12 protein-coding genes and 1 pseudogene are annotated in these 9,673 nt (G+C 64.3%); 8 read left to right on the top strand and 5 right to left on the bottom strand.

Translation table 11 applies throughout. The features are described from left to right. Positions 1-330 precede the first annotated feature (330 nt). The 3 genes from rpmB to rpsN are packed head-to-tail and all read left to right on the top strand — an operon-like array spanning position 331 to position 1,046. Positions 331-567 (top strand): 50S ribosomal protein L28, encoded by a 237-nt coding sequence (gene rpmB, locus KZA10_RS02915; RefSeq protein ID WP_017203559.1) that lies wholly within the window; start codon positions 331-333, stop codon positions 565-567. Next, positions 567-737 (top strand): 50S ribosomal protein L33, encoded by a 171-nt coding sequence (rpmG, locus tag KZA10_RS02910; protein WP_017203558.1) that lies wholly within the window; start codon positions 567-569, stop codon positions 735-737. The genes rpmB and rpmG overlap by 1 nt, the downstream gene beginning before the upstream one ends. A gap of 3 nt (positions 738-740) precedes the next feature. Next, positions 741-1,046: a 30S ribosomal protein S14 gene (rpsN, locus tag KZA10_RS02905; protein WP_017829734.1), complete on the top strand. Its 306-nt coding sequence runs from the start codon at positions 741-743 to the stop codon at positions 1,044-1,046. 3 nt (positions 1,047-1,049) lie between these two features. Here the strand turns inward: rpsN and KZA10_RS17675 are convergent, their stop codons facing one another. From KZA10_RS17675 to KZA10_RS02885, 4 genes are all read right to left on the bottom strand, one after another. Further along, positions 1,050-1,331 (bottom strand): hypothetical protein, encoded by a 282-nt coding sequence (locus KZA10_RS17675; RefSeq protein WP_256934330.1) that lies wholly within the window; start codon positions 1,329-1,331, stop codon positions 1,050-1,052. Continuing rightward, positions 1,328-2,215, bottom strand: a complete 888-nt coding sequence (locus KZA10_RS02895; RefSeq protein ID WP_218682131.1) for an ABC transporter permease — start codon at positions 2,213-2,215, stop codon at positions 1,328-1,330. The genes KZA10_RS17675 and KZA10_RS02895 overlap by 4 nt, the downstream gene beginning before the upstream one ends. After that, positions 2,212-3,183: an ABC transporter permease gene (locus tag KZA10_RS02890; protein WP_017829588.1), complete on the bottom strand. Its 972-nt coding sequence runs from the start codon at positions 3,181-3,183 to the stop codon at positions 2,212-2,214. Before KZA10_RS02890 ends, KZA10_RS02895 begins: the two co-directional genes overlap by 4 nt. A 66-nt stretch (positions 3,184-3,249) precedes the next feature. After that, complete coding sequence (locus KZA10_RS02885; protein WP_141388052.1) at positions 3,250-4,797, bottom strand: ABC transporter substrate-binding protein; 1,548 nt, start codon at positions 4,795-4,797, stop codon at positions 3,250-3,252. 165 nt (positions 4,798-4,962) lie between these two features. On the opposite strand from KZA10_RS02885, the gene KZA10_RS02880 reads away from it, so the two are divergent. Further along, positions 4,963-5,487: a MurR/RpiR family transcriptional regulator gene (locus tag KZA10_RS02880; protein WP_218682130.1), complete on the top strand. Its 525-nt coding sequence runs from the start codon at positions 4,963-4,965 to the stop codon at positions 5,485-5,487. Here the strand turns inward: KZA10_RS02880 and KZA10_RS02875 are convergent. Further along, positions 5,433-6,149 (bottom strand): annotated as a pseudogene (locus KZA10_RS02875) (transposase); the annotation flags it as partial. The gene KZA10_RS02880 and the pseudogene KZA10_RS02875 sit on opposite strands and share 55 nt — an antisense overlap. 51 nt (positions 6,150-6,200) lie before the next feature. Here KZA10_RS02875 and KZA10_RS02870 point away from each other — a divergent pair. The 4 genes from KZA10_RS02870 to KZA10_RS02855 all read left to right on the top strand — a co-directional run. Further along, positions 6,201-7,085, top strand: a complete 885-nt coding sequence (locus tag KZA10_RS02870; protein ID WP_308289573.1) for an RHS repeat-associated core domain-containing protein — start codon at positions 6,201-6,203, stop codon at positions 7,083-7,085. Between the two features lie 390 nt (positions 7,086-7,475). Beyond that, positions 7,476-8,594, top strand: a complete 1,119-nt coding sequence (locus tag KZA10_RS02865; protein WP_218682128.1) for an RHS repeat-associated core domain-containing protein — start codon at positions 7,476-7,478, stop codon at positions 8,592-8,594. Between the two features lie 161 nt (positions 8,595-8,755). Beyond that, complete coding sequence (locus KZA10_RS02860; protein ID WP_218682127.1) at positions 8,756-9,031, top strand: hypothetical protein; 276 nt, start codon at positions 8,756-8,758, stop codon at positions 9,029-9,031. Positions 9,032-9,486: 455 nt separating this feature from the next. Beyond that, a partial coding sequence (locus KZA10_RS02855) for a transposase (protein ID WP_218682126.1) occupies positions 9,487-9,673 on the top strand: 187 nt, incomplete at its 3' end.

The following is a 9,673-nucleotide window of genomic DNA, read 5'->3' as shown; positions in this document are numbered from 1 at the left end:
CCTGCGGATGCGGGAGGACCTCGGGAGGGTCGCGCGGCATCAGGTCGCCGACCCCGCGTGGACCGACGCCGGGGTGGAGGCATCCGGTGCCTTCTTCGAGACCGTCGGCGTGCCGCTGCCGCTGCTGGCTCCGGGGGCGGCTCTGCTGATCGAGGCCGTTCGAGTCTGAATCGCCGCCGTGCTAAGCTGACTCTTTGTCTGCGCACACTCCTGTGCGCAGTTCGCGTGCTTCCCCTTCTGCGGCCGAGAGATCGGCGAGGCGGGGTCGCGTGCAGACAAGGGATCTTGGGTGAGGCCGTCCGGCCTCACGGTATAGAAGGAGTCACCATCATGGCAGCAGTGTGCCAGGTGACCGGAGCTGTTCCCGGCTTCGGTCACAACGTCTCGCACTCGCACCGCCGGACGAAGCGCCGCTTCGACCCGAACGTGCAGAAGAAGACTTATTTCGTTCCGTCGCTCGGTCGTAAGATCACGCTCAACGTGTCCGCCAAGGGCATCAAGGTGATCGACGTCCGTGGCATCGAGAACGTCGTCAAGGACCTCCAGGCGAAGGGTGTGAAGCTCTAATGGCCAAGAAGGCTCAGGACGTACGTCCGATCATCAAGCTGCGTTCGACGGCAGGTACGGGTTACACGTACGTGACGAAGAAGAACCGCCGCAACACCCCCGACCGCCTCGTGCTCAAGAAGTACGACCCGGTCATCCGTCAGCACGTCGAATTCCGAGAGGAGCGTTGATCAATGGCTAAGAAGAGCAAGATCGCTCGCAACGAGCAGCGCAAGGTCATCGTCGAGCGTTACGCCGAGCGTCGCGCCGAGCTGAAGAAGACCCTGGTCGACCCGAACGCCACCGACGAGGCCCGCGAGGCCGCACGCGTCGGCCTGCAGAAGCTGCCGCGCAACGCGTCGCCGGCTCGCGTGCGTTCGCGCGACGTCATCGACGGCCGCCCCCGCGGTGTCCTCACGAAGTTCGGCATCTCGCGTGTCCGCTTCCGTGACATGGCACACCGTGGCGAGCTGCCCGGCGTGACCAAGTCGAGCTGGTAAGTCTCAGCAGACAGTCGAAAGGGGCGAGGATCTTCGGATCCTCGCCCCTTTCGCGCATCCGGGGGATGCGCAGCGCGCCGCGATACCGATATCCTCTCTGTGAACCGGGGGGTGGAGAGGACTCATGAACGACTGCATCCCCGCCTCCGGCCTTCTCGCCGAGTCCGGCATGGCATCCGCCTCGTTCATGGTCTGCGCGAGCTCCGCCACGCTCATCAGGTCGAGTTCGGCGTAGCGGGGATCGCTGGCCTCCGTCGCCAGCGCGCCGAGGTCCTCCATGGTCATCGCTTTCCTCTGTTCCGGGGGTCGAGGCTGTCGCGCAGGCCATCGCCGAGCAGGTTCAATCCCACGACGAGGAGCACCACGATGACACCGGGCGCGATCATGGTCCACGGGGCGATCGTCACGAGCGTGCGCGCCTCGAAGATCATCGAGCCGAGCGAGGGCGCGGGCGGAGGTGTGCCGAGGCCGAGGAAGCTCAGCGAGGCCTCGGTGAGCACGGCCCAGGACAGCGAGAGCGTCACCTGCACGATGATGATCGACGTGATGTTCGGCAGCACGTGCCGGAACATGGTCGCCATGCGGCTCTGACCCGTGCTCTTGGCGGCCTTGACGTACTCGACCTCGCGCAGCGACAGCACCGGCCCTCGGGTGACGCGGATGAAGATCGGCACGTAGACGATCGCGATGGCCACGGCGATGGTGAACCAGTTGCGCTCGAACACCGAGGCGAGCGACAGCGCGAGCAGCAGCGGAGGGAAGGCGAACAGCACGTTGGTGACCGCGGTGATCGCGCCGTCGGAGAAGCCGCGGTAGAAGCCGGCGATGAGCCCGCACACGGTACCGACCACGGTGGCGAAGGCCACGGCGACGACCGAGATCAGCGCCGAGTTGGCGACGCCGGCGGCGACGCGCGAGAACACGTCGCGACCGAACTGGTCGGTGCCGAACCAGTGCACGACCGACGGCGGCTGCAGGCGGGAGGGCGGATCCTGCGCGAGCGGGTCGAACGGCAGCAGCCCGAACGCCGAGACGAGGCTCAGCACGGCGAGAAGGGCGACGATGATGAGTCCCGTGAGCCCGCTGCGGCTGCGCAGCAGGAGACGCACGCGCTCCATGGTGCGCCCGCCGCCGGGGGCGAGGGCCGGGGTCTGAGAGATGTCGGTCATGCGGCACGCACCCGAGGATCGATGACCCGGTACAGCAGGTCGGTGAGCAGGTTGACGATGACGAAGGCGAGCGCGATCACGAGCACGGTGCTCTGCACGAGCGCGTACTCCTTCTGCTGGATGCCCAGCAGCACCTGACGCCCGATGCCGGGGAGCGAGAAGATCTGCTCCACCACCACGGCACCGCCGAGGAGGTAGCCGAACTGCAGCCCGGTCATGGTGACGATGGGCACGAGCGCGTTGCCGAGCACGTGGCGCACCTGCAGGCGACGCGGGGGGACGCCCTTCGCCCTGGCGGTGCGGATGAAGTCGTTGGAGCGGATCTCGAGCACGGCCGTGCGGGTGGTGCGCATGATCGGCGCGGCGATGCCGAAGCCGAGCACGATCGAGGGCAGCAGCATCTGCTGGAGGTTCAGCAACGGGTTCTCGAACAGCGTGGCGTAGGCCTGGCCGTTGGGGTTGAAGCCGAACGACGAGGCGAGGATCGCCAGCAGCGCCGTGCCGAGCAGGAACGCGGGGATCGAGAGACCGGCGAGGCCGACCACCTGTCCGACGCCGTCGCGGAACGAGTCGGGCTTCGAGGCGGAGAGCATTCCGAGCGGGATGCCGATGGCCAGCGCGATCACGATCGAGAAGATCGCGAGCTCGAACGTCACGGGGAGGGCGGCGGCGGTGAGATCGAGCACGCTCGTCTGCGCCCGCGACGAGAAGCCGAGGTTGCCGGTGAAGATGTTGCCCAGCCACGAGAAGAACTGCACGAAGAGCGGCTGGTCGAGACCGTAGTACGACTCGAGGGCGGCGCGCTGCGACGGCGTGAGGGCGGCGGCCTCGGTGCCGAGGCCGGAGCTGATCTGGTCGCCGGGGATGGCGCGCAGCATCAGGAAGACGAAGATGGCGACGCCGAGGAGCGTGCCGAGGGCTGCGAGGATGCGTCGCAGCACGCTGTTGCGGAGGATCTGTCTGAACATGCGCGTGTGTGGGTGCCTGTCGTCGGGGAGGGAGGGGGCGCGGGGTGGCCGCGCCCCCTCGATCCGCTACTTGATGGAGGTGGTCCGCAGGTACTGCAGCGAGCCGTTCACCATCGGGACGAAGCCGTCGACGTTCGACGCGGTCGCCGTGTAGGTGTAGCTCGTGAACAGCCAGATCCACGCGGCGTTGTCCTCGAGGTTCTCGGAGACCTGCGCGTAGATGTCCTTGCGCTTCTCCGGGTCGGCCGTCTGGCGGCCCTCGGCGAACAGCGCGTCGAGCTCGGGCGAGGAGTAGCCGGCGACCTTGTTCAGGTTGCCCGTGCTGGTGAAGTACCGGCCGTACATGCCGTCGGGGTCGGGGCGACCGCCGTTGAGGGCGACAGCGGCGTCGAAGTCGGCCGCGATCCAGCGATCGACGAAGGCACCGGACTCGAGCACCTCGAGGTCGAGCGTGATGTTCGCGTCGGCCAGCTGCGCCTTCAGGTTCTGCGCCTCGTTGACCGAGGTCGCGTACTCGCCCTGGGAGACGATCGTCTTGATGGTGACGCCGTCCTCCTTGCCCGCCTTCTTCAGGTACTCGGCCGCCTTGTCGAGGTCGCGCTCAGGGCACGGGCGTGCGTCGGGGTCGGACTTGTACGCGGGAGACGTGATGGGACCGGTGACCTCGCCCTCGCCGAGGGCTGCGGTGTCGAGCACCTCCTGGCGGTCGATCGCGCACTGGATCGCGAGGCGCACGTTGACGTCGGTGAGGTCGCCGCGCGTGGCGTTCAGCTGCAGCGCGTGGTAGCTCAGCTGCGGGGTCGTGGCGACCTCGACGTTCGCACCCTCGGCGGTCTGCGCGACCAGCGGGTCATCGAACACGGCCAGCTGCACGTTGCCGGACTGCATCGCCGAGACGATCGAGGACTCGTCGGGGATCACGCGGAACTCGACGGTGTCGAGCAGCGCGGTGTCTCCCCAGTAGTCCTCGTTCTTGGCGAGCGTGATCGACTGGCTCGCCTTGCGGTCGTCGAGGATGAAGGGACCGGTGCCGTTCGGGGTGGTGTTCAGCCCCTCTTCGGTGTCGTCCGAGGACAGCATCGCCATGTTGATCACGGCGAGGTTCGCCGGAAGTGCGGCGTCGGGAGCGCTGAGGGTGAGGGTGACGGTGTTCTCGTCGGTGGCCTCGACCGCGGTGACGGAGGCGAGAGAGCTGCGCGACACAGCTGCGGTGGCCTCGGCCGCGATCGCATCGAGCGAGTGCTTCACGTCTTCGGATCCGAACGTGCTGCCGTCGGCGAACGTGACGCCTTCCCGCAGGTGGAAGGTCAGGGTGAGGCCGTCTTCCGAGACGTCCCAGGACTCGGCGAGGCCGGGGACCACGTTGAGGTCCTCGTCGAACTCGGTCAGGGTGCCGTACAGGTTCTGCAGCACGTTGACGGCCTGGAACTGGGTCGCCTTCCAGGGGAAGAGCGTGTCTGGGTCGCTGGTGACGCCGATGACGAGGTCGCCGCCTGCAGCACCCGCTGACGGCTGGGGGTCGGATGCGGGTGCGGAACAACCTGTGATCACGAGCGCCAAAGCGACACCCGTGGCAGTGAGAGCGCCGAATGACGCCCGCCGTGCTGTGCTCATTGCTGATTCCTCCTGGATGGGACGCGTCGCCGTGGCGTCGGGTCAGGCGCTGTTGCCTGCCGCCCCGCGAACATCGTCGGTCTTGGTTGGTACTAAAAGTACACGACAGACACTACTGATGTAACAGAAGTTCCTCTACTGTTATGAACAGCGATCGGAGACCCCATGCCCCATGAAGCCGCCCGCGACGACGCTGGCGCACACCCCGTGCTCGTCCGCATGCGTGCGATCCGCCCCGAGCTGCGTCCGAGCGAGCAGCGCATCGCCGACCTGTTCCTCGCCGATCCCGCGGGGACCGCTGGCCTGTCCGTCGCCGAACTCGCCCAGCGCTGCGACACCTCGACCACCTCGGTCGTGCGATTCTGCAAGCGCCTGGGCTACGAGCACGTGCGGGAGCTCCGCAACCACGTGCTGCGCGACGTCGAGCGCGAGACGTTCGACACGGCCGCGCTTCCCGCCGTCTCCGGCGACATCGACCGCAACGACACCCTGGCCGACATCGTCGCGAAGGTCTCGCTCGCCGAGACCCTCTCACTCGCCGACACCGCCAAGGTGCTCGACACCGAGTCGCTGCGGGCCTCCGTCGACGCCATCACCTCATCGACCAGGGTCGACATCTTCGGTGTGGGCGCGAGCTCATGGCTGATGCGCATGGACTCATCATCGGGGAAGTCGAGCTCAAGTCGATGAGAGATCTGCTCCGGACTCCACGACATCGACCACCGGCGATCCTGCCGGTGCGGCTTGTTGCGACCCTTCCAGTCCACGGTCACCGGCCCAGCAACGACCGTTCCATCAGCACGCTTCACAGACCCGTCGAGGCGTTCCTGTACATACTCGCGAAGTCGATCGTTGGCGACCAGCTTGGCGATTTTCGGACGCTTGGCCGCCTGCTGCGCCTTCCACTGCGCGACCGTCGCCCGGTACTCCAGCGTGCGGCCGCGCGTTGCGGCGTTGCGACGCAACTCGCGTGGGATAGTCCCCGGATCTCGCCCCAGTGTGCGGGCGATCTCCCGCACTCCCTTGTCCTTGGCGCGCATGATCGCGATCTCCTCACGCTCCTCGAACGACAGATATCGGTCGGTGGGCTCTGCCAGTGAGATCGGGGGCATGCCGCCAGCGTGACGAAACCAGCGGGTGCCGACCGGGACCGACACGCCGATCGCTAACGACGCTTCCGCTGTCGTGACGCCTGTTGCGATCGTGCGCCAGAACTGGCGTTGCACCACCCGCGACGGATCCGGCCGCCCCGGGGAGCGCATCGCCGGACGCAAGGCCCGGTCCGCGCGCCACTGCCGGCGCAGCCTCTCCGGAACATCGCTGGTCTTCCTGCTCCAGTCTGCCGTTGCCATCTTGAACACCTCCGCGATCAAGGTGTTGCGACGACCAGTTGAGTCCGCCGTGTGTTCCGTGATCCGTATGGTGCGCCGATCGGATCGTCCGGCGTGTGGGGCAGCGGGACCGGGTACATGAACAAGCCTGTGACCGCGTCGACGGGTCTGACCACGGTCGGTGCGCGGACGTATGATCCCGTGCTAGGGAAGTTCCTGTCCGTGGATCCGGTGATCGACACGAGCCTTCCGCAGCAGAACACCGGATACACATACTCGGGCAACAACCCCACCACGTACATGGACCCGAGCGGGAAGAGGTTCGCGTTCGACCACATGGCATCAGGCGGCGGGAGTAGCAAGGTGAAGCCCAAGCCCGGACAGACCGCTCCCCCCAGCACATGGCAGCCGCGGAGATGGGAGAATACGCCTTCGGCTGTAGAGATACGCCGTCTGCCGCGGATGGACTCGAATGGACCACCTAAATTCACCGAGTGGCCTGTTGTGATTCTCGGTAACCCTAAGCCGAGGCCCCAGCCGACCGGGCCAACATCGCCCAGAACGCCGCCGTGGGGCCCGCTCATTGCGTGGGTTCCCGACTACAAGTACCCTGAAGCAGAGCTCGGGGGAAGCTTCACCGTTTGCGTTTACCTCTGCGTCGGGTACCAAGGCGGAGTGAGAGGTAGCCAGGCGATCACCGTATCCTTGGGGCTGAGAATTGAGGTAACTGGCGGCGTCCAAGTGTCGATGGAAGAGTCAGAAGGCGCCATCGGGCCGTATGTGGTCGGTGAATGCAGTGCCACCAGCGGCGTTGGCGCAGCGGCTTCTTATGGTCTTGGCCTCACGACCAAACAAGATCGGGATGGCGGGATCAGGCTTAACACCACAAGTTCGGGAGGCGTGCGTTTTGGTGGGGGCGGCGGCTGTTCGGTCGGGCTCAGTTTTCCGTTATCCTGATCCCGACAGGGATCAGTGATCTCGGTCGAAGTGAAACAAAGGCTTTATGCTAAGTGAATTCGTTGTCGGACCGATCCTGATCACAGTCGGGGTCATTTTGGTGATCTTTCGTCGGCCGATCTCACGGTTCTACTACCGAGCAACCAAGCGAGCCTTTGGCGAACCCACCGCTGATGACTGGATGGGTCCAGGCGTCGCGTCGACAAGGCTGTTGATGGCAGGTATTTTTGGCATCGTTTTTGGCATCGTCACGATCTGCACAGCACTCCTCTAGCGCAGAGCAGCAGCGTAACGTGCGTTTCGTGGCAAGCCTCCTCGTGGGCGTTGGCATGTCTGCTGGCCGCATGCTCGTTCTTGTCTCAGGTGCGGTGCGAAGGCGCGTCGTTGTTCGTGGGTGACACGGTGCTGTCGCAGGCGGCGGGGTCGAGTGTGATCGCGGGGTCTCGGACGTACAGTGCTGCGGAGGGCAAACCGGTCGCGGAGAAGTCCGCGAAGACCGGGGCCGCGGGAACCACGTTGACGTGGTTGTTCTCGAACTTGGAGGGGACGGTGGACGTGCAGACGGTGGCGAACGCGGCGGGGACGACGACCCGTGTGTTCCGTGATCCGTATGGTGCGCCGATCGGATCGTCCGGCGTGTGGGGCAGCGGGACCGGGTACATGAACAAGCCTGTGACCGCGTCGACGGGTCTGACCACGGTCGGTGCGCGGACGTATGATCCCGTGCTAGGGAAGTTCCTGTCCGTGGATCCGGTGATCGACACGAGCCTTCCGCAGCAGAACACCGGATACACGTACTCGGGCAACAACCCGACCACGTACATGGACCCGAGCGGGATGAAGTTCGTGATCGACGGTTTCAAGCCGAAGCCCAAGACCAAACCAGGGACATCTGCGGCGCCGTCGAACCCAGGGGGCACGGCAAGTGCGAGCGGGCAGAAATGCAAGGTGGGTGACTGGTCCTGTCGAGTCAAGCAGGCCGACAGTGAGCAGAAGTGCGGCGGAGCAGGGCGGTTCGCTTCCTGCCGGAGTGGCGCTGGATTCCCATATGACTACACCGTGAAGAATTCTGTAGTGAGTACCAAGTCAGGATGGACGGCCGAAGGTGTGATGTCGGTCTTCCAGAACAGGCCCAAAGATATCTTCCCCTTTACAGTCAAGGGATGCTCTACTTTCAAGTCCGGAGCCGAGTGTAATCTTGAGACGGGGCTCGATGTCTTGTTGAAGCCGAATGGCACAGTGGGAGTCACAACGACCAAAACGTCCGTGACCTTCACGGTGATCGAGAATGGCTACTTCGACGCCCCGGGATCCACGATCAAATTTTCCACTTATGAGAAAGGCGGAATGGTTTATCTTCGCCAAGACGCTGTCTCTCTGGGATCGGATGGTTACGTGGCCATCGCACTTGATCAGGTCTTCGGACTTCCACCTGCGTCTGCCAATACGTGGGCGCTACAAGCAAGCAATCTGGCTACTCAGCTGGAGCTCGACGGGAGGCCTCGGTGACAACTACTTCAGACGCCCCCTACGTTGTTAGATGGCCCGCGTGTGCCGTTGCGGTCGGGGTATCAAACTTGATCGTAGGAGCAGTCCTGGGCCTGATGTACGGCCTATACTCATTCGGATTCAACTGGGTCTCCATCCAGGCCGACGGAAATGCGGGACAGGTGCTGAACTCGATTGTCGTGAGTGCAGTTTTTGGCCTCATCTTCCCGACTGCTTTGAGTCTTCTGATGATGATTCCGCGATATGGTCACTCGCGACTGTGGCCAGTGTCCATCGCGGTGGGGCCGACGATCTTTTCCCTACTGAGCTTTGTTTTCGTCTGGTCTTTTCCTCTCGTGCTCGCGTTCGTCGGCGTAGCAGCGATCGCCGGCAGCTCGCTCGGCATCATGGCGGTCAGACTTGCGAATGGTGTGCACCCCAGAGACAGCGACCGCTGATCCGTGAGTGATGAAGTTCCAGATCGACTGCCCCTCGATCCTTGGCGATCGTCGGGTCATATTCTGTTTCTTCGAAAGTCACGTACACATCTTCGACTCTGCAATGGTTGTATACAAAGTGCGGAACGACATAAGTTTGGGCTCGTTGGTTAGCATTGCCTGTGATACGTGAAATTGGAGAAGCAACAGTCCAGCAAACGGCCACCTGGCATCAGGAATACGTATGGTAGCCAAAGTGCGATATCCGGCTTGCGCCCCTGCTCTGGTCGTGGGGATGTTGTTGTGCCTGACGGGCTGTGCCGGTGGTGGCTACTATGACGACAGCTTCAATAGTGAGGATGCGGTCGGAGTGTGGGTGTCATCGGATACCCCTTCCGTAGTTACCCGGGACTGCTGCACGAATAGGTGACATCTGATCTGGCTTGCCCTCGAGGGTGGCCTGGAAGGATGTTGCTGTGCCCAAGCCCTACCCGACCGAGTTCCGTGACGACGTCGTGCGCGTCGCGAGGAACCGCGAGCCCGGAGTGACGATCGAGCAGATCGCGAAAGACTTCGGGGTCCACCCGATGACGTTGCAGAAGTGGCTGCGTCGCGCCGACGTCGACGAGGGTGCCAAGCCCGGCCAATCCCGTGTCGAAGGGG

This window comes from Microbacterium sp. BF1 (genome assembly GCF_019279095.1).
GTDB classification, from domain to species: Bacteria; Actinomycetota; Actinomycetes; order Actinomycetales; family Microbacteriaceae; genus Microbacterium; species Microbacterium maritypicum.
This window is presented reverse-complemented; position numbering and strand designations above follow the sequence as displayed.

Coding starts and splice junctions, on each gene's coding strand:
- rpmB (WP_017203559.1), top strand. CDS start 331: ATGGCAGCAGTGTGCCAGGTGACCGGAGCTGTTCCCGGCTTCGGTCAC.
- KZA10_RS02880 (WP_218682130.1), top strand. CDS start 4,963: ATGCCCCATGAAGCCGCCCGCGACGACGCTGGCGCACACCCCGTGCTC.
- KZA10_RS02895 (WP_218682131.1), bottom strand. CDS start 2,215: ATGACCGACATCTCTCAGACCCCGGCCCTCGCCCCCGGCGGCGGGCGC.
- rpmG (WP_017203558.1), top strand. CDS start 567: ATGGCCAAGAAGGCTCAGGACGTACGTCCGATCATCAAGCTGCGTTCG.
- KZA10_RS02890 (WP_017829588.1), bottom strand. CDS start 3,183: ATGTTCAGACAGATCCTCCGCAACAGCGTGCTGCGACGCATCCTCGCA.
- KZA10_RS17675 (WP_256934330.1), bottom strand. CDS start 1,331: ATGACCATGGAGGACCTCGGCGCGCTGGCGACGGAGGCCAGCGATCCC.
- KZA10_RS02885 (WP_141388052.1), bottom strand. CDS start 4,797: ATGAGCACAGCACGGCGGGCGTCATTCGGCGCTCTCACTGCCACGGGT.
- rpsN (WP_017829734.1), top strand. CDS start 741: ATGGCTAAGAAGAGCAAGATCGCTCGCAACGAGCAGCGCAAGGTCATC.